Annotated in this window: 23 protein-coding genes; 5 read left to right on the top strand and 18 right to left on the bottom strand. The window is 27.3% G+C overall.

What is annotated here, in order from left to right; all coding sequences use genetic code 11:
• Window positions 1-18: 18 nt before the first annotated feature.
• Window positions 19-2,637 carry a cation-translocating P-type ATPase gene (locus KXZ80_RS05530; protein ID WP_021432461.1) on the bottom strand — a complete coding sequence of 873 codons (2,619 nt, stop codon included), beginning with the start codon at window positions 2,635-2,637 and terminating at the stop codon, window positions 19-21.
• A gap of 356 nt (window positions 2,638-2,993) precedes the next feature.
• On the opposite strand from KXZ80_RS05530, the gene KXZ80_RS05525 reads away from it, so the two are divergent.
• Window positions 2,994-3,542 carry a hypothetical protein gene (locus tag KXZ80_RS05525; RefSeq protein ID WP_021432460.1) on the top strand — a complete coding sequence of 183 codons (549 nt, stop codon included), beginning with the start codon at window positions 2,994-2,996 and terminating at the stop codon, window positions 3,540-3,542.
• A gap of 3 nt (window positions 3,543-3,545) precedes the next feature.
• Here KXZ80_RS05525 and KXZ80_RS05520 read toward each other — a convergent pair whose 3' ends face one another.
• The 4 genes from KXZ80_RS05520 to KXZ80_RS05505 form a co-directional block, all read right to left on the bottom strand.
• The gene (locus KXZ80_RS05520) at window positions 3,546-4,040 is read right to left on the bottom strand and encodes a hypothetical protein (RefSeq protein ID WP_021432459.1); all 495 of its coding nucleotides are present in this window, start codon (window positions 4,038-4,040) and stop codon (window positions 3,546-3,548) included.
• Window positions 4,041-4,232: 192 nt separating this feature from the next.
• Window positions 4,233-6,128, bottom strand: a complete 1,896-nt coding sequence (locus KXZ80_RS05515) for a PTS fructose transporter subunit IIABC (RefSeq protein WP_021432458.1) — start codon at window positions 6,126-6,128, stop codon at window positions 4,233-4,235.
• Window positions 6,129-6,133: 5 nt separating this feature from the next.
• The gene (pfkB, locus tag KXZ80_RS05510) at window positions 6,134-7,051 is read right to left on the bottom strand and encodes a 1-phosphofructokinase (RefSeq protein WP_021432457.1); all 918 of its coding nucleotides are present in this window, start codon (window positions 7,049-7,051) and stop codon (window positions 6,134-6,136) included.
• A gap of 118 nt (window positions 7,052-7,169) precedes the next feature.
• A complete protein-coding gene (locus KXZ80_RS05505) occupies window positions 7,170-8,951 on the bottom strand; it encodes a BglG family transcription antiterminator (protein ID WP_038285114.1) in 1,782 nt (593 codons plus the stop codon).
• Between the two features lie 176 nt (window positions 8,952-9,127).
• On the opposite strand from KXZ80_RS05505, the gene KXZ80_RS05500 reads away from it, so the two are divergent.
• Window positions 9,128-10,261: an AI-2E family transporter gene (locus KXZ80_RS05500; RefSeq protein WP_021432455.1), complete on the top strand. Its 1,134-nt coding sequence runs from the start codon at window positions 9,128-9,130 to the stop codon at window positions 10,259-10,261.
• A gap of 14 nt (window positions 10,262-10,275) precedes the next feature.
• On the opposite strand, the gene KXZ80_RS17805 is transcribed toward KXZ80_RS05500, so the two are convergent.
• The 10 genes from KXZ80_RS17805 to pseB all read right to left on the bottom strand — a co-directional run bounded on the left by KXZ80_RS17805 (window position 10,276) and on the right by pseB (window position 17,405).
• On the bottom strand, window positions 10,276-11,055 hold the full coding sequence (locus KXZ80_RS17805; protein WP_156344333.1) for a L,D-transpeptidase family protein: 780 nt from the start codon (window positions 11,053-11,055) through the stop codon (window positions 10,276-10,278).
• A gap of 205 nt (window positions 11,056-11,260) precedes the next feature.
• Complete coding sequence (locus tag KXZ80_RS05490; RefSeq protein WP_021432453.1) at window positions 11,261-12,850, bottom strand: motility associated factor glycosyltransferase family protein; 1,590 nt, start codon at window positions 12,848-12,850, stop codon at window positions 11,261-11,263.
• A gap of 24 nt (window positions 12,851-12,874) precedes the next feature.
• Window positions 12,875-13,174: a hypothetical protein gene (locus tag KXZ80_RS05485; RefSeq protein ID WP_021432452.1), complete on the bottom strand. Its 300-nt coding sequence runs from the start codon at window positions 13,172-13,174 to the stop codon at window positions 12,875-12,877.
• Window positions 13,175-13,336, bottom strand: a complete 162-nt coding sequence (locus KXZ80_RS05480) for a hypothetical protein (RefSeq protein WP_021432451.1) — start codon at window positions 13,334-13,336, stop codon at window positions 13,175-13,177.
• Window positions 13,337-13,399: 63 nt separating this feature from the next.
• The gene (locus KXZ80_RS05475; protein WP_021432450.1) at window positions 13,400-13,732 is read right to left on the bottom strand and encodes a peptidase associated/transthyretin-like domain-containing protein; all 333 of its coding nucleotides are present in this window, start codon (window positions 13,730-13,732) and stop codon (window positions 13,400-13,402) included.
• A gap of 115 nt (window positions 13,733-13,847) precedes the next feature.
• Window positions 13,848-14,087, bottom strand: coding sequence for a hypothetical protein (locus KXZ80_RS05470; protein ID WP_021432449.1), 240 nt, complete (start codon window positions 14,085-14,087; stop codon window positions 13,848-13,850).
• Between the two features lie 16 nt (window positions 14,088-14,103).
• Complete coding sequence (locus KXZ80_RS05465) at window positions 14,104-14,409, bottom strand: hypothetical protein (protein WP_021432448.1); 306 nt, start codon at window positions 14,407-14,409, stop codon at window positions 14,104-14,106.
• A gap of 20 nt (window positions 14,410-14,429) precedes the next feature.
• Window positions 14,430-15,164, bottom strand: coding sequence for a cytidylyltransferase domain-containing protein (locus KXZ80_RS05460; RefSeq protein ID WP_021432447.1), 735 nt, complete (start codon window positions 15,162-15,164; stop codon window positions 14,430-14,432).
• 4 nt (window positions 15,165-15,168) lie between these two features.
• Window positions 15,169-16,356, bottom strand: a complete 1,188-nt coding sequence (pseC, locus tag KXZ80_RS05455) for a UDP-4-amino-4,6-dideoxy-N-acetyl-beta-L-altrosamine transaminase (RefSeq protein ID WP_021432446.1) — start codon at window positions 16,354-16,356, stop codon at window positions 15,169-15,171.
• Between the two features lie 2 nt (window positions 16,357-16,358).
• A complete protein-coding gene (gene pseB, locus KXZ80_RS05450; RefSeq protein WP_021432445.1) occupies window positions 16,359-17,405 on the bottom strand; it encodes a UDP-N-acetylglucosamine 4,6-dehydratase (inverting) in 1,047 nt (348 codons plus the stop codon).
• Between the two features lie 150 nt (window positions 17,406-17,555).
• On the opposite strand from pseB, the gene pseG reads away from it, so the two are divergent.
• From pseG to pseI, 3 genes are read left to right on the top strand one after another with little or no spacing between them, the layout of a single operon-like run.
• The gene (pseG, locus tag KXZ80_RS05445) at window positions 17,556-18,569 is read left to right on the top strand and encodes a UDP-2,4-diacetamido-2,4,6-trideoxy-beta-L-altropyranose hydrolase (RefSeq protein WP_021432444.1); all 1,014 of its coding nucleotides are present in this window, start codon (window positions 17,556-17,558) and stop codon (window positions 18,567-18,569) included.
• 10 nt (window positions 18,570-18,579) lie between these two features.
• Window positions 18,580-19,434: a methionyl-tRNA formyltransferase gene (locus KXZ80_RS05440; RefSeq protein ID WP_021432443.1), complete on the top strand. Its 855-nt coding sequence runs from the start codon at window positions 18,580-18,582 to the stop codon at window positions 19,432-19,434.
• Window positions 19,435-19,456: 22 nt separating this feature from the next.
• Window positions 19,457-20,509, top strand: a complete 1,053-nt coding sequence (gene pseI / locus KXZ80_RS05435; RefSeq protein WP_021432442.1) for a pseudaminic acid synthase — start codon at window positions 19,457-19,459, stop codon at window positions 20,507-20,509.
• A 77-nt stretch (window positions 20,510-20,586) separates the two neighbouring features.
• On the opposite strand, the gene KXZ80_RS05430 is transcribed toward pseI, so the two are convergent.
• The 3 genes from KXZ80_RS05430 to KXZ80_RS05420 form a co-directional block, all read right to left on the bottom strand.
• Window positions 20,587-21,030, bottom strand: coding sequence for a GNAT family N-acetyltransferase (locus KXZ80_RS05430; protein WP_021432441.1), 444 nt, complete (start codon window positions 21,028-21,030; stop codon window positions 20,587-20,589).
• 13 nt (window positions 21,031-21,043) lie between these two features.
• Entirely contained in the window at window positions 21,044-21,508 is a 465-nt protein-coding gene (locus tag KXZ80_RS05425; RefSeq protein ID WP_021432440.1) for a MarR family winged helix-turn-helix transcriptional regulator, read from the bottom strand.
• A 148-nt stretch (window positions 21,509-21,656) separates the two neighbouring features.
• Window positions 21,657-23,072, bottom strand: coding sequence for a carbon starvation CstA family protein (locus tag KXZ80_RS05420; RefSeq protein ID WP_021432439.1), 1,416 nt, complete (start codon window positions 23,070-23,072; stop codon window positions 21,657-21,659).
• Between the last annotated feature and the right edge of the window lie 159 nt (window positions 23,073-23,231).

Below are 23,231 nucleotides of genomic sequence, written 5' to 3'. Positions count from 1 at the left end.
TTTATAAAGTATATGAATTTATTTTCTTTTTATAACTTTACTAACTTCCATTGCTAAAGTTGCAAGTACTGAAAGACCAAAACAAGTCATTAAAGTTGTGAAGTTAAAACTACTTGGCATTGTAAATATTTCTCTCATAAATGGTAGTAATGTTAAAGAGAACATTATTAAACAAACTCCAACTGCACCTAATACATATTTATTACTTTTAATTCCAAGTTCAAATATTGTTTCTGTATTTGATCTTGATGCAAATGTCTGCATTATTCTTGATAATGTAAGAGTTGCAAATGCCATTGATACTCCTAATTCAGCTGAATGTTTCATTCCTATAAATTGTGCAGCTATTGTGACAGCACCTATTATAATCCCTCTAGTTGCAACAAATCCTAAAGAACCTTTTGATAAGATACTTTCATTTGGATCTCTAGGAGCATCCTTCATAACTCCTTTTTCTGGCTTTTCAAGACCTAGAGCTATTGCTGGTAATGAATCTGTAACTAAGTTTATAAATAATAATTGTATTGTAGTAAATGGATTTGGTAAGTTTGCAAATACTGCAAATAATATAGCTATTATTCCAGCTAAGTTTCCTGAGAATAAATACATTATAGATTTTTTAATATTTGTATAAACTGTTCTACCAACTTCTACAGCATTTACTATTGTTGCAAAGTTATCGTCTACTAAAACCATATCCGATGCATCTTTTGCAACTTCTGTTCCACTGCCCATTCCTATACCTATATCTGCTTGTTTTAAAGCTGGAGCATCATTTACTCCATCTCCTGTCATTGCACAAACTTTTCCTTTTCTTTGCCATGCTTTTACTATTCTTATTTTATTTTCTGGTGAAACTCTTGCATATACTGATATATGATCTAAATCTCTATCTAACTCTTCGTCAGTTAATGCATCTAATTCACTACCTGTCAGAGCCATATCTCCATCTTCAAATATTCCGATATCTACAGCTATTGCTTTTGCAGTTGTTTTATGATCTCCTGTTATCATGACAGTTTTTATACCAGATTTTCTAGCATTTTCCACTGCTTCATAAACTTCTTCTCTAGGAGGATCTATCATTGCAGTAAGTCCGATTAAAGTTAAGTTGTTTTCATCTTCAATTGTTGGTACAAAACTTTCATTTTCTACTCTCTTTGTTGCAAATGCTAAAACTCTTAATGCTTTATTAGAAAACTCTTCGTTCATTTTCTTATATTCATCAATTATCTCATCACTAGCCTTTACAACTTCGTCTCCTACTAATGCATACTTACATCTATTAAAGATTACATCCGGAGCCCCTTTTGTAAACATAACTACTTCTCCATCAACCTTATTAACAGTAGTCATAAGTTTTCTATCACTATCAAATGGTAATTCGCTTAATCTAGTATTTATTTCTCTTATTTCTTTATAATCAAATCCACTTTTGTTAGTGTAATTCATAAGTGCTATTTCTGTAGGATCCCCTATTTCAGCACCTTCATTAGTTTTGTCTGAATCATTACAAAGTGCTGAGCTTAATATAAGGAAACTCTTTTGTTTAGTTAATTCTTTTGTTGCTGCTGTTTCAAAACACTCATCATTTACTAGTGCTTTTTCTGGGTTGTAAGTAAAGTCATCTACAACTGTCATCTTATTTTGAGTTAATGTTCCTGTTTTATCTGTACATATAACACTTGTTGATCCTAATGTTTCAACTGCTGGCAATTTTCTAACTATAGCTTGTTTCTTTGCCATGTTATTAGTTCCAACTGCTAACACTATAGTCACAATAGAAGATAACGCCTCTGGTATAGCTGCAACCGCTATAGCTATTGCAAACATAAATGAATCTACTACTGCTCCACCTCTAAATACTTCTATTCCAAATATTAAAGCTGCTAATATTACTATACCTACACCTAATTTTTTACTAAACTCATCTAGTTTTATCTGAAGTGGTGTTTGTTTATTTTCTGCATTTTCTAGTAAATCTGCAATTTTACCCATTTCAGTATCCATAGCAGTTTGAGTTACTAAATATGTCCCTCTCCCGTAAACTACCATAGATCCACTAAAGACCATATTCTTTTGATCTCCTAATGCTACATCTTCACTTATTACTTCTTCATGTTTTAAAACAGGTTCTGCTTCTCCTGTAAGCATTCCTTCTACAACTTTTAAGTTTTGAGATTCTAAAATTCTACCATCTGCTGGAACATAATCCCCAGCTTCTAAAATTATTATATCCCCCGGTACTACATTTCTTGATGGAACTGTAACCTTTATGCCATCTCTTATGATTTTTGCATTTGGAACTGATAACTTTTTAAGACTTGCTAAAGATCCTTCTGCTTTTTTCGTTTGAACTACAGATAATATAGAGTTTAAGATTAAAACTGCAAATATTATTCCGCACTCTACAGCTTCTCCTAAGAACGCTTGAACCAATGCCGCTATTAATAATATGATAACTAGTGGATCCTTAAAAGTTTCTAAAAATAACTTCCATGTAGGAGTTTTTTCTTTTTCTTTTAACTCATTGTATCCATGCTCTAATAGTATGTCATGTGCTTTGTCTGAACTTAAACCATTTAAACTAGAGTTTAATTGACTTAATATTTCATCGATACTTTTTTTATAAAACATAATTTGCCTCCACCTAATTTATTTAAATAATAAAGACCTCCAAGCAAACTCTATTTTAATTAAAATAAAGTTTACTTGAAGGTCTCGCTAACAAGGTTTATCTTGCTAATCAACCGGGATCTTTAAATCCGAAATTGGCGATTGATTATCGTTTTTTAACGAAAGCTACTCCCCTTCAAGGAGTACTAAATTATTTATATAAATTATTATATACTTTTTTTGAACTTTTGCAACAGATCTGTAACATGTTTTTGCTTTTTAACATTCTTTTAACATTTCATAAATTTTACATAGTAATAAATTTGTATAACGTACACATACTAGTTATAAATATTTTTATATAGGAAGGTATACTTATGAATAAAAATAGTTTGAAAATATTTAGATATTTACTTTATACTATATACATTTTTTCTATAGGTTATTTTTTATTTACTAAAGAGTATGGAAAAAGTTCTATTAGTTTTTTATGTTTAATCATACTATTTATACTCACAAAAGCTTACATGAAAAACTTTTACGTAATAGATACAACATTGTATGTAGTAGGAAATCTATTTGTACTTTTTTCATTTTTAATAGGTTCATGCTATGGAATGTATGATATATTTAAACCTTATGATAGCTTTCTTCATTTTTGGTCAGGCTTTATAAGTTTAAAAATAGGTTGGAATATTTTAAAATACTATAACACCCCAACTTTAATAGATAAAATATTATTTTTCATAGTCATTTTTTTCTTTTCATTGGGAGTGTCTGGACTTTGCGAAATAGTAGAATATTTACTTGATAAGTTTTTTAATATGACAACTCAAGCTGGTGGCTTAAAAGACACTATGCAAGATATGATATATGCAATGACCGGAGCATTTTTAATGGTTATTTATTATATTAGGAAGAAGTAGTAATTACTCTTCTTCCTTTCCTATATTAGCTTCTAAAACATTGTACTCACCTAATTTTGTATCATAGTCTACAAATACCATTTTACCATCTTCATTTACTTTGATATTTATACTTTTAGCTTCTATATCACTTATATCACCACTTTTGGGACCAAAACATTTTATATCATCACTTGTCTGTCCTGGATTAAGTGTTTTATTTGATGATATATAAGTAGTTTCTTTATCTCCTATTTTAAGTTCAACTCTTATGCTAGTTATTGTTAAGTTTGAATTATTTTTTATCTTTGTTTTTATATACCTCTGCCCGATTGAATCTGGCTGTGATATTTCTAACCCAACAAACTCTATATCATCAACCTCTATAGGTGATTTTTCTGCATTGTTATTTATATTCACTTTGTTATCTACACTTTGATTACTATTTGTACATCCTGTTAACATAAATACACATAATAAACTAATTATAATTATTCCTATAGATCTTTTTTGTTTCATATTTTTTCCTCCATGTATTAATTCATTTATAATATTATACAAAAACCATGCTGTCGTAATTTGTTACACTTAGTCTTTTTAATATAATTTTATATAAAGTTATTTTTTTAAGGCAAACGCAAAATAGACTATGGATAAAATGCTCTCCATAGTCTATTCTTATATTTTTATTAATTATTATTCTAATTTATACTAATTTTCTATAGGTTTTTTTAATGCCGCTAGTGCAAACATGCCTACTAAAGACCCAGCCACTATAGCTCCTAAGTAAGCTATAGGATGACCCACAACTGGAACTACGAATATTCCTCCATGAGGTGCTCTAAGTGTTGCATTAAACATCATACTAAGAGCTCCGGCTGTAGCTGAACCTAAAACACAAGCTGGTATAACTTTTAAAGGATCTGCTGCTGCAAATGGTATAGCACCTTCTGTTATAAATGATAATCCCATTACATAGTTAACTTTTCCTGATTCTTGTTGCTCTTTTGTAAATCTATTTTTAAAGAAAGTTGTAGCAAGAGCTATTGATAATGGTGGTACCATTCCTCCTGCCATAACTGCTGCCATTATCTCATATTGACCTGATTGAAGTGATGCTACCCCAAATACATAAGCTGCCTTATTTATAGGTCCACCCATGTCTATAGCCATCATTCCACCTAGTACTAATCCAAGAACTAACTTTGAACTTGTTCCAAGTCCATTTAATAAATTAGTTATACCAGCATTTAATGCTGCAACTGGAGGTATTATTACAAAAGTCATTATAACCCCCATTAAAAGTGTTCCAAATAGTGGATATAGTAATACAGGTTTTATACCATCTAATGAATCTGGTAGTACACTAAATACTTTTTTAAGCCCCAGAACTAAATATCCTGCTAAAAATCCTGCAAGTAACGCTCCTAAGAATCCTGAGCCACCTGCATTTGCAAGTGCTCCACCAACAAAACCTACAACTAAAGCTGGTCTATCAGCTATACTATATGCTATATAACCTGCAAGTACAGGTAACATAAATCCAAAGGCAACGTCTCCTATAGATTTAAAGAATGCAGCAATTGGTGTATTTGATCCAAAGTTTGCTGGATCTATAGAATAGTTATCTAATAAAAATGCTAGTGCGATTAATATACCACCACTTACAACAAACGGTAACATATTAGATACTCCATTCATTAAGTGCTTATACACTTTTCTAAATGCAGTTTCATCCTCTTTTTCTTCTGATGATTCAACATTTCCTCCATGATTATATATAGGAGCATCTCCATTTACAGCTTTAGTTATTAATTCCTCTGCTTTATGAATTCCATTAGCAACTTTAGTTATTATAACTTTTTTACCATTAAACCTTGCCATATCTACTTTTTTATCAGCTGCAACTATTATAGCATTTGCATTTTCAATTTCTTCTTTAGTTAAAATATTCTTAGCCCCTGATGACCCGTTAGTTTCTACTTTTATACTAACTCCCATCTTTTCAGCTTGCTTATTTAAGCTTTCAGCTGCCATAAAAGTATGAGCTATACCTGTTGGACATGCTGTAACTGCTAAAACTTGAGGATATTTTGAATTTTTAACTTCTCTTTGTTCTAAAACTTCTTCTTTTTCTTCTTCTGGGAATTTTTCTTTTTCTTTATAATCTATTAAATTTAAAAACTCATCTTCATTTTGTGCATTTATTAACTTTGATCTAAATTCTTCATCCATAAGTATAGTAGATAATCTAGATAATACCTCTAAGTGAGTATTATTTGCACCTTCTGGAGCTGCTATCATAAAGAATAAATGAGACAAACTTCCGTCGAAAGATTCGTAGTCTATACCATTTTTACAAACTGCTGCTGCTAAACATGCATTCTTAACTGCTTTAGTTTTAGCATGTGGTATAGCTATTCCCTCTCCAATACCTGTTGTACTTTGATTTTCACGAGCTATTATAGCATCCTTATACTCTAATCTATCATTTAAATTTCCACTGTTATTTACTAAATCTACCAATTTATCTATTGCATCTTTTTTATCCTTTGCTTTTAAAGCAAGACTTATAGATCTTTTGTCTATTAAATCGACTATTCTCATAAAATTTATCTCCTTTCAACTTTTATTTCATCTACTAATTTGTATATATAATCTCTATTTGCTAAATCATTTGAAAATGCTGTTGCACCTCCACTAGCTGCTCCTAATTGTAGTGCTTTTTCGTAAGAGTCTGATTCTAAATATCCCGCAATAAACCCTGCTACCATAGAATCTCCTGCTCCTACAGAATTTTTTACTTCTCCATTTGCAACATTACTTATAAAAATCTCTCCATTTTCACTAATTAAAAGTGCACCATCTTTTCCCATAGATACTAATACATTTTTAGCACCCATTTCTTTTAACTTATTTGCATAAACTATTATGTCATTAATATTTTCTAACTTAACATTAAATAATTCTTCTAGTTCATGGTTATTTGGTTTTATTAAAAATGGTTTATGTTTTAAGACATTCATCAATAAATCTTTAGTTGCATCTACTACAATTTTTATATTTTTATTTTCTAATCTCTTCATTATATTTTCATAAAGAGAAGAATCTAATGTATTTGGTATACTTCCTGCTAAAACCAATACATCGTTTTCCTCAAGCTTATCTAGCTTTGTATATAATTCATTTAAAGCCATATCGTTAATTATTGGACCTTGCCCATTTATTTCAGTTTCATTACTACTTTTTACTTTTACATTTATTCTTGTAAATCCATTTTCTAAGTTTATAAAGTCTTCTTCTAAACCTTTGTGTCTTAAAGTATCTTTTATATATGCTCCTGTAAATCCGCTTACAAATCCTAATGCTTTGTTATTATATCCAAGCTCATTTAATATTAAAGATACATTTATTCCTTTACCACCTGGGTATACATATTCTTCATTTGTTCTATTTACTTCTCCAGTTTTTAAATCATCTAGTTTTACTACATAATCTATAGATGGATTAAGTGTTACTGTGTAAATCATATTATCACCTCGCTAGTGTTATCTTATATACTTATAATAACCTTGAATACATTTTCCTAAAAGACAAAAAATTTCTCTTAATCAAAAGAGAAATTTGTCGAAATAGATATATTTACTTTTATTTAAACATAGATATAAATTTTTCATACTTCTTAGATTCACATATACTTATTACCTTGGCAATAGAATCTATTCTTTTATATATATTAGAAAATAAATCTTCATAGTTTAATATACTTTCCTTTTGAAGAGATAGCATCACAACAAGTCTTACTTGTCCAATATCCCAAGGTATACTTCTTTTTAAAATACCTATAGCTATAGCATTTTTAAAAACTTTACCATGTGCTCCGTGAGGTATTGCTACCATATTTCCGATTTCCGTAGTAGCAATTTTTTCTCTTTCTATATAAGAATTTTTCATTTCTTCATCTATATAATTGTTTTCTAATAGTTTATCCGATATATAACTTATTACATCATACTTATTCTCAAAGTCTAAATCTATAAAAAATAAGTCTTCGCTAAATATATCTGATAAATTAACATTATAATATATGTTTCCCGTATCTAGGAATTTTTCAATTATTTTTACCTCTTTATCATCTAAAAAAGGTGATATTTTAATCACTGGAATATTTTTAACTTCCACAGGAACTGTAGCTATTATAAAATCTACATCCATCACACCTACATAATCTATTAAATATGATGGAATAACTTTTAAAACTTCAAGTCGTTTTTCAAACTTTGATTCTAATTTAGCCTTTATAAGCATTGATGTTCCTATACCTGATGCACACACTATTATAGTTTTCAAAACTTTATGATTTTCATTACTTGAACTTCTTTGAAGTGCTCCTCCTATATGAATAGCAATGTTTGCTACTTCATTTTCATTTATATCTATATTTAGATCTTCTTCTAATGTAGTTTTAGCTATATTAGCTAGTTCAAATGCAAATGGATACTTAATTTTAATATCATTAGATATAATGCTTTGATTGTTTATATTCAAATCATTTTTTATACAAAAGTTAATTATATGTTTGCATAGATAATCTTTAAAAAGATCATCATCACTTAAATCAATAGATGTTGCAAGCTTTAAGTTTTTAATAAACTTATCTATAGAATATAACACCTTATTTTTTGTACTTTCAGTATTTTTATTTTGTACCTTTTCTTTATAATTAATTATATATTTATCTATATAATCTTTATAATTAATCTTATTTTCTAAAGACAAATACAAAAGTATGTAATTAAACATATTATTAAACTCATAATCAGTAAAAATAATATTTTCATTTTCAAGCTTATTTAAAATTTCATTTCGGATTGATATCATATTTAAGCTTACAAATTCACTAAAAAAATCTTCAATATTTATATCTTCATACTTTAAGCTGCTTTCTATTACACATCTAATTAGGTTATTTTTATCTCCATCAATTCCAATACCTAATTTATGCTTTGATATTACTTTTAGATTATACATTTTAAGAATTTTCTTAACTTCTTTTAAGTCATTTTTTATAGTTGATAGACTAACATACATTTCATCCGCTAAGTTTTCTATTTTTAATGTATCTCCATTGTATAGTAGGATTATTTTTTTAAGTATATAACTAACTCTATCAAAATCATCTTTTATAGATTCATCTTTTATATCCTTTAAACTACCTATATCTCCAACTAAGTTATATCCTACGCCTCTTGCAGATTCTATTTTCACACTATCCATTATAGAGTTTATATTTTTCACTTCTACTTGAATTGTCTTTGTAGAACAACCTATATCTTCCGCTAATGCCTTACTACTTATAGGTTGTTTACTATTTTTTAATATATTAATAATTTTACTTTGCCTTTTATTTAAAGTACTATTCAATATCATCAACCCTTATCATAATTGTTTATATTACTTCTTAATTTTACTATAACTGACCTATAGCTTTCAAATAAATAAAAATACATTTAAACTTTTGTTATATTTTTGTGGTTTAAAGTTAATAAAAAAAATGTTATACTACATAGAATATTAATTTTCAAAATTTATTTTTAGGGGGACATATGAAAAAATTACTTGACGAAATTTCAAATTCGGTACGGTATATAATTCCTATTGTAGTATTTTTTATAGGAGTTATACTTTACAAAAATTTTGATCACATTATAACATTTACAAAAACTAATATTACAATAATCTCAGGTGTGTTAACTCCTTTTATAATAGGTTTCTTAATCGCTTATATACTTAATAAGCCTATGACTTTTTTACAAAATAAGTTTAAGCTAAATAGAGGTATTAGTGTAGCTATAATATACGGAGTACTACTAGCTTGTTTAGTATTCGTATGGTTATATGTTGTTCCAATTATACAAAAAAATATAACTGATCTATATTCATTTATGCCTCATAATATAAATGAAATCGAGGATTTAATAAACTCTATACTTTCAACATTTAAAATAAGCACTAATAATCCTGAGTCTACACTACAAATAAAAGAGTTTATTACAAATTCTATAATCCCTACTATGACATCAATTGCAGGAGTTCTTAGTCAAACATTACTAGAACTTATAGGCTTAGTAGTAACGTACACAGTAAATATATTCTTAGGAATTGTAATTTCTATTTACTTCTTAATTTCTAAAGAAAAAACAATTCAAATAGTTAATGACTTATGCGAATGTTTATTTGGTAAATTCTATTTAAAAGCAAAAGAATTTGGTAAAATACTTGATAAAAATATAGGTTCTTATATAATTGCTAAATTTATAGACTCTTTGATATACGGAACATTTTGTACTATAATCTTAGTTTTATTAAAATCTCATTATCCCGTATTTGTCGGAATAATAATTGGTATCACAAATATGATTCCATTCTTTGGCCCAATTATAGGTACTGTAGTTGCTGTATTTATAAACCTATTCTTCTCATTTAACAAAGCACTTTGGGTTTTAGTTGTAATGGTAGTTGTTCAACAATTAGAAAGTGCTATATTAGAGCCTCATTTTGTAGGAAAACAAGTTGGAGTTCCACCTGTTCTTACAATACTAGCAGTTACACTTGCTGGTAATTATACAGGATTTATCGGAATGATGTTATCAGTTCCTATAATGGGAGTAATCATCATATACGTTAATAGATATATGGCTAATAAAAAACAACCTCAAAAATTATCAAAAATAGACTAGAGTTTAACTCTAGTCTATTTTTGTAAATTAATATTATAAGATGTTCCGATTTGTTTATAACTTTGACTTGAATCACTTATTATAACTGTAGTTTGCTTTGGAACTTGATCAAACAACCATTTTATATCACTATTATGCATTCTAACACATCCAGCTGATACACTCTTGCCGATACTACTTTCACTATTATTTCCGTGTATAGCATAAGTAGTTCCATAAGTGCTTCCTACTTGAAGTCCTAACCATCTATTTCCTAAAGGATTTCTAGGATCTCCACCTTTTATATTGTCTTTATAATAAGGTCTATTTACAATTTTATTTACTATTTTAAATTTTCCCTTTGGTGTAGGAGTTGATTTTTTTCCCGTAGCTACATTAAATTCTTTAACCAAAATACCATCTTTATAATACGCCATAGTATTATTTGATGTTTTTATTATTATAAAATCTCCCTTTGATAAATTTTGATTATTATTATTTAATGTTCCATTATTATCATTTGTATTATTTACTTGTACTAAAAAATCTCCACTACACCACCCATAACTATTTTTATATTTTATCTTGTACCATATTCCACTTTTATCTATAGTATCAATAACAGCTTCTCTTTTTAAGCTTCCTATTTTCTTATAATTTGTACCTGGTCCACTTCTTATATTTAATGAACTGGCATTTACTTTCATCTTATTAATTGTATTTTGAGCTATAACATACTTAGTGTTTTTTTCATTGGATTTATAGCTGTTAGCAGCTACATAGGCAGTATTTCCAACTACCATGAGTACACACACAATAAAAGCTACAAATTTTTTTATGATATTCACTCCCTTTAAGTTTTTTCTTCCTATATATCATATAAAATTTGCTTTGTAATGGTGTGTTAAAAAATATATCATTTTCGTAATTATTGTTACACTGTCCTTACTTTCCTTATATAAATACAAAAATCAGTATAAATTTTTTATTACAACAAACTTATACTGATCTTTAATTTATTTAAAATTTTTCTACAACTTCTAATATTTCACTTAAAAGTTCATCTAAATCATTCATATATTCTCTAAAAATCTTGCATTGATATATTATGTCTTTTGACAATTTATCATATTCACTAGATTTCATGCTAAACAGTTTCTCTTTTATATATACTAAAAAGCTTGATATATAGCCTTCTATATATATGTTATTTTCATTTTTCATAAAATCATCTATACATTTTAAAACTAATCCAAATTGCATTATATTATCTTGATTAGGCTGTCTTAATATATTTTCGCATATTTCTTTTGACTTTTTAATATTGTTTTTTGTTTCATTTAAATATTTATTTATAGAAATTATTATCTCTTCAGTATTTATACTTATATTTTCTCCAATATCATCTATATTTACTTTCTTCTCTTTATAATTATAATTTAATATGTTACTTAATTCCTCATGTTTAGCGTAATCTATATTAGCTCCATAGGATGCATTTTTAAATTCTATGTCTTTATTTAATTGAGTATACAATTTTAACATGTTCTCTAAATTTTCTTTATATAAATTTAGGATGTCGCAACTATATATGTCCTTTCCATTTATATCTTTTATAATTATACATTCTTCTTTATTAAATTCACTATCTATTTTATTTCTTGCAACTAATGCATGGTTTTTTTCATTTGTATATGCGAAATCTTGACCTACAAAAACTATAGGATTACAACCTAATAAAAATGCAATATCCGTACAAGTGTGTGCTACAGATCCTCCACTCATACATACAATCATATCTTTTAAATTTTCTATACTATTTAATGCTCCTTGCGATACTACTATTGTTTTGCCTTCATAATCTCTTACTAATTTACAATTACTTTTTTCACAGTATATCAAAGGTACATTTGCGTAAAAATCATCTTTTAACATATCATATGTTATATCCTGTGGATCTACTGATATAACAACATCTGGTTTTATTCCATTTTCTAATAATGGTTTTAATGTTCTATTTCCAGCTATTATAAAAAACTTATCTAATTTATCTTTATTTTCCACCATCACTTCTAAATTTTCATCTAAAGAAGGCCCTGCTGAAACTATGATACATGGAACATTTTTATTTACATTAATATATGAATCAAATTTATATGAATAATTTATTTCATTTAAATTTGATAATATATTTTCTAAAGTTATTTTTTTAAATGTTTCCATTGTAGATAAGTAAACACTACATTTATTATATAAGCTATCTATCAATGTTTTTAATTTAATCCATTCTTCCTCATACAAAACATCATAGTTCTCATATATTTGAACATTAAAATTCAAGAAAGTTTTACTATTTATTATTTCACTTAATATAAAATCTAAGTTTTCATCATTAATAGATATTAAACTAATACTTTTATCATTTATTTTACCTTTATATTGTTCATATTCATTATCGTTTGGTTCTATTATATAAACCTTATTTTTTTCACAAATGCTTTCTTTTAAGCATTCTAAATATTCGCCTTTATTAAATCCAAACATTATGATGATTTCATCAAATCTTATATCTTTTAAATTTTCTTTTAACTCTAATTGTTCACTCTTCAAAATTACCCCCGCTTTTAATTAGTCTTATAGAGGACTATACACATTAAATACATAATAACAATTTTCTTTTATGTTTAATGTATATCCATATCTCCCATATTCGTTAGTAAAACAATACCCTAATAAAATTTCTTCAAGTGTTCGTTTATCTATTTCAATTATTTCTATACAAGCATTTTCAATAATATGTTTATCTGGGCTATATACAGTTCCTTCTATAAGATTATAATTATTCTTTTTCAAGAATATATTTAAATTTATGATTTCATTGCTAACTATGCAATTATTATCTATAACAACTTTAGAGGAACTTAAACTATCCATTTATTTTTTGTCATCAACTACTATTTTTATTTGTATACTTTCTTTGCCATTCGTATCCTCTGCTGTTATTTGATTTTTTTCTTTTTCTTCATCATCAACTTTTATTTTAACTATCTCTAATTTGTTATATTCTTTTCCATCTATTATTATTTTTTCACCCATTATATAATCCTCCTAGATTTTAATTTAAAGCTAAGGCTAAAAGCCTTAGCTTATTTTTATTTATTAGTTTCCTGCTGTGAATGCTTCAAATGCATAAACGGCTGGAGATGTTAATGTATCTAGAGATATACCATATTCACCTTGTGCATCTGTAAACACTGTAGCTATTAAGTTACTAGATAATAAACTTACACCTGTTGAAGCTAATTGATAAATTCTTACACCTGCATCAACTAATGGAGTTCCACTAGGATTTACTAATTTATTAAATGCTATAAATCTATTCCATTTAGCTAAAGTAAGTGTTGATATTTGAGCTGACTTTCCATTATTTGTTTCTGTTGATGCTGCTGTCATTTTCTTTGTACCTGGTCTATAAGTCGTTGTTTGCGCCATATATAGTTGCACTCCTCTGATATATTTTTAGTTTACCTTTTATAAAGAGACCTGAATCTCTTTAATATATATATGACTAGCAGTTTTAATTTGCTACTTTAATACAAATATGCTTTTAATTTAACGGTTCAAAAACTTCTATTATATACTCTAAATTTTTATAGTTATACTGATTTAGAGCAAAACAAAATTCTCCAAATTCATTTGTTACTGTATACCCAACTTCTTCCTTTATCCATTTATTGTATTCATTTTGATATCTTATATATATAATGACTACAGCATTACCTACAATCTCCCAATCACTGTACTTTACATATCCCTTAATTAAATTTTTTATAAACTTTCTTTTCATATTGTCACTCCCTAGCTTAATTCACAGGAGAGTATACCTTAAATACATATCCATAGCATTTATAGACTTGTAATGAAACACTATAATTTCCATTTTCATCAGTAAATACAACCCCTAGTATATCTTTTTCTTGATTTCTAAGATTTGTTCTAATTACCTCCACTCCTGCATTTTTAAGGCATCTTCCCTCAGATGTTTCTACATGTCCTTTAACTAAAAACCTGTCACTTTCCTTAAATTTAAAGCTCATATTTGCATTCTTACACTTTGCTAATTTTTCCCCATCCATTTGTACATTTATAGTTTTATATGCTTTGCTCACAACATCACCATCTCTTAGTTTTATTGTTTTATATTTTTTTGTTTAATATATTTATTGATTAGTTCTAATTTAGGATTATTTTCTAAAACTTTTATTATGTCCTCCAAGAAAAAATTATGATTATCATTATAAAGCTCACAATAAATTTTATTTATTAATTCAAAATCTTCTTTTGTGTCCAGTGTTAATCTATATTTAGAGTAATCTTTATTGTTTTTATAGTAATGTATGTTAAATCCATTTTCATATATATATGGAGTTACATGCTCTTTTTCATAATTTTGATTTGCATTTAGATATGCTGTCTTAAGTAAATTAAAAGAAAATATCTCTATATCTAATCCTCTTGGATAAGTTCTGTAAATTTCAGCTCCTGCATTTGTTACCAAATCATATTTATTATTGATATAAAAACTTAACATTTCATCTAAAACTTTACTATCTATAAGAGGACAATCTGAAGTAATTCTAACAACTGTATCTACATTATATTTTTTAGCACAATTATAGTACCTACTTAAAACATCATCCTCACTACCTATAAAATAATTAATCCCTAATTCTTCGCATAAACCTATTATTTTTTTATCTTCATCTTTATCAGTAGTTGCTATTACTATATCATTTAAATACTTACTTAATTTAAGTCTTTCATAAACATGCTCTAGTACTGTTTTTTTACATATTTTTTTCATAACTTTCCCAGGCAATCTACTTGATCCAAGTCTAGCTTGAACTATAGCAACAATATTCATTTTTTCACCTCTTATAATAGTCCAATACATCCTTTAATGCGTTTACTACATCATTTATATCACTTTCATCCATATTTACATGTAATGGTAGTGTTATGCTAGAATTATAAAGTGTCTCAGCATTTTCGCATATTACATCTTCATATCCTATTTCTTTATAATAGGGATGTTTATAAACAGGTATATAATGTATATTTACACCTATATTTTCAGCTATTAATGCATTGTATATATCATCTCTAGTTGCTTTAAACTTGTTTAAATCTAATCTTATAATGTATAAATGCCTACTTGTGTCACTATAATCCTCTTCTTTTTGAAGTATAATTCCATCCATATCTTTTAATAATTTATTATATAGGTTTACTAGTTTTTTTCTTTTTTCTATAAATTTTTCAATTTTACTTAATTGGCTAATTCCCAATGCACTTTGTAAATCTGTAATTCTATAGTTATATCCTAAATAAATTTGTTCATAATACCACTCTGGATGTTCCTTATTTCTCAAATTCCCTTTGCTTTTTGTTATTCCATGTGTTTTATATAACTTTAACTTTTCATATAAAGCTAATGAGTTAGTAGTTACTACTCCTCCTTCACCTGATGTTATAGTCTTTACAGGATGTAAACTAAATGTTGTCATATCTGCAATTGAACCAATTTGTTTATCTAGATATTTGGTTCCTAAAGAATGTGATGCATCTTGAATTACAATTAAGTTGTTTTCTTTAGCAATTCTCATTATTTTTCCTATATTACAACACTGTCCTGTGAAATCTACAGGTAATATAACTTTTGTATTCTCATTTATATATGAATTTAGTTTATTTTCATCTATATTGTAATCATCTAAATTTATATCACAAAAAACTGGCTTTGCCCCACAGTAAAGCATACAATTTGATGATGCAGCAAATGTAATTGGAGTCGTTATTCCTTCATCACCTTTTTGTAATCCTGCAGCTAAACAAGCAATATGAAGTGCTGCTGTTCCATTTGATACAGCTACTGCATATTTTGCACCTACATAATCTGCAAACTTTCTTTCAAATTCTTCAACTAATGGCCCTGTTGTTAAAAAATCGCTTTTTAAAGCTTGTATAACGCTCATAATATCTTCATCATCTATATATTGTCTTCCATATTGAAGATAATCTTTTCTAGTAGGTTTACCCCCGTTAATTGCACTCATTATTACTCCTCCTTATGGTTAAATTTTTCAAATTCATCTTTTGTATATAGATTTAAATCATTTAATCGATCTCTTAATTGATCTATATTTAACCAATCGATATTATTTCCTGAATTATATTCAAATCCATCTTCGATTAACTTACCTCCTGGTGTAAAGTGTTTTTCAAAATTCCACCACTCAAAATTTGGATATATTATATAGTGTTTATCATATTCATATGTATTTCTCGAATCATCCTTAGTTATCATTACTTCATGAAGTTTTTCTCCTTCTCTAATACCTATAAATTTAAAATCACAATCATTAAGCATAGCTCTAGCAATATCTGTAATTTTAAATGAAGGTATTTTAGATATATATGTTTCTCCACCCTTACTTTCTTTTAAGGCTTTTAAAACTAAATCTACACCTTCATCTAAAGATATAAAAAATCTTGTCATTCTTTCATCAGTAATAGGAATTTCTTTTTCATGTTTTTCTATTATTTTTTTAAAAAATGGTATTATTGACCCCCTACTTCCTGCCACATTCCCATATCTTACAACCGAAAATCTTGTTCTACATTGACCTGAATATGCATTTGCAGATATAAAAAGTTTATCTGAAACTAATTTAGTTCCTCCATATAAATTTATTGGATTGACAGCTTTGTCTGTTGATAGTGCAATAACTTTACATACATCATTATCAATAGCTGCATCTATTATATTTTGAGCCCCATATATATTAGTTTTTATTGCTTCAAAAGGATTGTATTCACATGATGGAACTTGTTTCATCGCTGCAGCATGAACTATATAATCAATATCTTTTGTAGCCCTTTTTATCCTATCTTTATCTCTAACATCCCCTATGAAAAATCTTACTTTTGAAATTTTTTGGGGATATTTATTAAACAAATACTTTTTAAATATATCTTGTTTATACTCATCTCTTGAATATATAATTATTTTCTTTATATCATAATTAACTAAAACTCTTTCTATAAATTTTTGTCCAAACGATCCTGTTCCCCCAGTAACTAAAATACTTTTATTTGCTAACATAAACTCCTCCTTAAAGCAAATTTAACTATGTTTTACAATATGCCTGTGAAAATTTTTAGTGTTCAAATAAATAAAATTTCTTTTAACATTTATACTATTAATCATATGAAAAAATAGTTCTCAATATATTAATTTATAGAGGTGATTTATTTGAACTATGTAGCTATTCGAGCTGGTGGAAATAAAAATCAAGGATTAGGCCATGTTGCAAGATGTATATCATTAGCTCAAGAACTAATTTTTAATAACTTTAAAGTTTTTTTCTTAATTGATGATGATACTTATATAATAGATTTTTTAAACAAACATAGATTTGAATATAAGTCTTTAACATCTAAAAATTTAAATTTAGAAATAAAAGAAACTAAAAAAATAATTAAAGATTTAAATATAGATTTATTAATAACAGACTCTTATAATCTCAATAATTTTTATTTTAAAGAAATGAAAAATACAGTTAAATATTTAGTATCAATAGATGATACTAACTTATATGATTATATAAGTGATATAGTTATTAACTACAATATATATGCTCACAAATTAAACTATAAATTCAATGATGAAACAAGGTATTTGCTGGGATGTAACTACTGTTTATTTAGAAAAGAATTTCAAGAAAATGACTATATATCAATAAATAAAACTTGTACAAATGTTTTAATTACTATGGGCGGAACTGATGTAAATAACTATACTTATACAATTTTAAAATATCTATATGAGTTTAACTATATAAACTTCAATGTAATTATAAATGAAAAATTTAATAATCTAAATAAACTTAAAGCTTTGGCAAGTTGCAAATCTAATATAAACTTAATATTTAATCCAGATAATATGAAGTCTATAATGCTTAAAAATGATATAGCTATATCAGCATCTGGTAGTACTGCTTATGAGCTTTTATCGCTTTCAATTCCTTCAATCTTAATCATACAAGCTGACAATCAAGAACTTATATGTAAGGAGTTATCAAACATTAATACTTGTATTTATGGAGGTTGGTTTTATGAACTTACTGAGGACAAATTTAATGAAATCTTTGCTAAACTAACCAACAACTATGAATTTAGGAAAAGTATAAGCGATAACTGTAAGGGTGTAGTATGTAAAACTGGAGTTAAAAATGTAGTAAATGAAATAAAAAAATTATTTAAATAAGGAGTTTTTTATGAACATATTGTTTATGGGTGGCCATGAATTAGGCGCAAAAACACTAGAGCATTTAATTAATAATAATGTAAATGTAGTTGGTGTAGTTGTATCTAAAAATGATAATGATTGGTATCGTGGAGTTGATGAAGTCGCAAATAAGTTTAATTTAAATCTTTACGAAGAAAAAAACATCAACGACCAAAATTTTTTAAATAAAATAAAATCGTTAAACTTAGATTTAATAGTTTGTGTAAATTTTGATCAAATACTAAAAAAAGACATTATAAATTTGCCAACTATAGGCTGTATAAATACACATGCATCTTTACTACCAAAGTATAGAGGTCGTGCCCCTTTAAACTGGGCTATGATTAACGGTGAAGAGTACAGTGGAGTTACTGTTCACTTCATAGATGAAGGTATAGATACAGGAGATATAATCTTACAAGAGAAAATAAAAATAGATGAAGATTACTATATATCTGATTTATTAAATAAAGTCAAAAATATTTACCCGAAAATAGTATTAAACGCTATAAGAGCTTTAGAAAGTAACAACTTAAATTTAATAAAACCTGATTTATCAAAAGGATTTTATGTAAATAAAAGAAGTAAAGATGACGGTAAAATTGACTTTTCAAAACCTTCAAAAGACATCATGAATTTCATAAAAGCAATTTCAAAACCATATCCCGGAGCATTTTTATATCATAACAACAAGAAAATAATTATTTGGAGAGCTAGATTAGATTATAATATTTCACCTCAGTATGAAAGTTTAGATATAGGAACAGTTGTCTTTAATAACTCCAATTTATTTATAAAACTAAAAGATGCAATGCTAATTGTAACAAATTATGAATTCGAATAATAAATCTTAAGGATGTGTATTTATGATTATAGATAATTTTAAAATATCTAATGATTCACCTTGCTACATAATAGGCGAACTATCAGCAAATCATGGTGGTGATATAAATATAGCAAAACAAAGCATCAAAACTTTAAAAGAATGTGGAGCCAATGCCGTTAAAATTCAAACTTATACTCCTGATACCTTAACTATTAATTGTGACAATGATTACTTTAAATTAAATCAAGGTAGCATATGGGATGGGACTACATTATATAAATTGTATCAAAGCGCATATACTCCTTGGGAATGGCAAGAAGAACTATTTGATTATGCAAATAAAATAGGTATCACATTATTTTCAACTCCATTTGATAAATCATCAGTAGACTTTTTAGAATCCTTAAACGTTCCAGCATATAAGATAGCGTCTTTCGAAATTAGAGATATTCCACTTATAGAATACATTGCTTCTAAAAATAAGCCTATTATATTGTCTACTGGAGTAGCTACTAAAAATGATATATATGAAGCTTTAAGCGCATGTAAAAAAATAGATAACATAGATATTGCTTTATTAAAATGTACATCATCTTATCCAGCAAAGTTAGAAGATTCTAATTTGGATACCATCCCTAATATGAGAAACACTTTTAATACAATAGTTGGTTTATCTGACCATAGTGTTGATATAGAAGTTCCTATAACCGCTGTTGCTCTTGGTGCTAAAATAATAGAAAAACACTTTATAATAGATAGAAGTATAGGGGGTCCTGATTCTTCATTTTCTCTAGATAAAAATCAATTTAAACAAATGGTTGAATCTATAAGAAAAGTTGAAAAATGCATAGGTAAAATTTCATATAATAATGAAGATGACTTAAAAAAACATATTAAATTTTCTAGATCTTTATTTGTAGTTAAAGATATAAAAAAAGGTGAAATTCTAAAAGAAGATAACTTAAGATCTATAAGACCTGGTTACGGCATGCACCCTAAATACTACTATGATGTGATAGGCAAAAAAGTAAATAAAGATATTAAAAGGGGTACTCCTTTAAATCATAATGACTTAGAACAAAATATTAAATAACAAAATAATAAGGATATATATAAATTTTATTTCTTAATCTAGAAAAGATTTTAAATTTATATATATCCTTAAATAATTTACTTTCTATATAGCATATCAAGATGAGGTATATCATCTTCTAAATATATATCCGATACCTCTTTAAATCCTAAGCTTTTATAAAACTCTATTAAATATGCTTGAGCTGATATTTTTATTTCAGTTTCATTTAACTCATTTTCTATATACTCTATAGCTTTTAACATAATTTCTTTTGCTAGACCCTTACCTCTATAATCTTTACTTGTTAATACTCTACCTATAGAAGCTTCTTCAAACGAAATTCCTTTTTCTAAAATTCTTACATAAGCTGCAATCTTTCCATTTTCTTTAGCAAATAAATGATATGAATTTTTATCTTTAAAATCTATATCTTGATATGGACACTTTTGCTCTACCACAAATACCTCTACTCTAGCACTTAATATCTCATATAATTCGTCTACAGTTAATTCCTCATATTTTTTTAATTTCCATTCCATATAACTGCCTCCTCTATTTGTTTGTATAGTCTCTTTTATTTCCTTTTTTTACATACTCCCAATCTTTTTCTATATTCTTTCTCATTCTTTCTAATAAAGTAAATAGGATATTTACTTCTTCTTCACTAAACCCATTTAATGAATTCTCTGTAGATAATTCCTCTTCACTTTTTAAAATTAAATGTATTTGACTAGCTTTTTCTAATGGATATAGCTCATAAGCCCTTTTATCTTTTTCATTATGTCTTTTAATAACGTAATCTTTTTCAACTAATTTTTTAATAGCTTTTGCAGTTGTTGTCCTATCCATATTTAATAAATTAGATAAAGCTTCTTGATTAATACCTGGATTTTCACATATTCTTACTAAAAACAAGTACTGTCCTTTTTCTAGTCCTATTTCTCTAAACTCTACATCACTTATTGTTTGTAGACATCTTGCAATTTTACCTATTTCTCTAAGAATTAAATAACTCATTTAATTCCTCCTTTAAAATACTTGAACTTTCACCTATTTTCAATTTATCATAAAATACTTGAACTTTCAAGTATTTTATGATAAATAAAGGTAGAACCTTTTAAAGATTCTACCTTTATTTTATATATATGAAATACTAACTTAATGCCTATGCTAATTCTTTATTTTCATTTCTTAATTTTTTAGCTTTTCTAGCAAATAATATAGTGAATATTATAGCCATTCCAATACCTATTGCATTAGATACTCCAGCGTGTAATCTAAATCCTTCTGGTGCTTGCATTATATATGCAAATGTTACAGCTGTCATGAATATAGCAGGTATAGTACTTATAAAGTGATTTTTATTATGTTTTGCTAAGTATGCTGATCCTGTCCATAACATTATCATAGCTAATGTTTGGTTAGCCCAAGAGAAGTATCTCCATATTATGTTGAAATCTATGAAAGTAAGTGCTATACCTATTACAAATAGTGGTATAGATATCATAAATCTATTTTTTATACTACTTTGATCTATCTTCATTGCATCTGCTATTGTAAGTCTTGCACTTCTAAATGCTGTATCTCCACTAGTTATAGGACAAACTACAACTCCTAATACTGCAAGAAGTCCTCCTACTGGTCCCATTAAAGTCTTTGATATAACATTTACAACTGTAGCTGGTCCACCTTGAGATAATATAACATCTAATTGAGGAACTCCTCCAAAGAATGTCATAGCTGCTGCTGCCCATATTAAAGCTATTATACCTTCAGCAACCATTGAACCATAAAATACTCTTCTAGATTCACTTTCTTTTTCAACACATCTTGCCATCATAGGAGATTGTGTTGCATGGAACCCAGATATTGCTCCACATGCTATTGTTATAAATAAGAATGGGAATAATGGTTGTCCTTGTGGATGTAAATTGTGAAGTGCTATATTTGGTATATCATACCCCTTAAATATTAACCCTCCTGCAACTCCAACAGCCATTATTAAAAGTGCTGCTCCAAATAGTGGATATATCTTTCCTATAACTGCATCTACTGGTAAAACAGTGGCAGCTATATAGTATATTACTATTACAACAACCCATATCTTAGCATCTATTGATGTTAAAGTTGTTAAAAGTGCTGCTGGCCCTGTCATAAACACAGTACCAACTAATATTAAAAGAATAACTGTAAATACTCTCATTAAGTTTTTAGTTGAATTTCCTAAATATTTTCCAACTAGTTCAGAAGCTGAATCCCCTCTGTTTTTCATTGATAAATATCCAGATAAGAAGTCATGAACTCCTCCTGCAAATATTGTTCCAAACACTATCCATAAAAATGCTGCTGGTCCAAATAAAGCACCTTGTATTGCTCCAAATATAGGTCCAAGTCCTGCTATGTTTAAGAATTGTATAAGGAATATTTTTTTCCATTTCATTGGAATGTAATCTACACCATCTTCAAGTGTAGTTGCTGGCGTTTTGATGCTATCATCAATGCCAAACGTTCTTTCTACAAATTTACCATAAGTATAATACCCAATTATAAGTAACGCTATTGATCCTAAAAAACTTATCACATCAATCGCTCCTTCCCTAAAAAAAATGATGTTAAGAATTTCTTTTCTTAACATCATTATATATTGCTTTATGTTTTAATTTGTCGATTAACGAGTAAAACGTTATTTTATATTCATGAAATGCATTTTTTATGTAATGAAATGCATTTCATGATCAAA

Source organism: Paraclostridium bifermentans (assembly GCF_019916025.1).
GTDB lineage: Bacteria > Bacillota > Clostridia > Peptostreptococcales > Peptostreptococcaceae > Paraclostridium > Paraclostridium bifermentans.
This window is presented reverse-complemented; position numbering and strand designations above follow the sequence as displayed.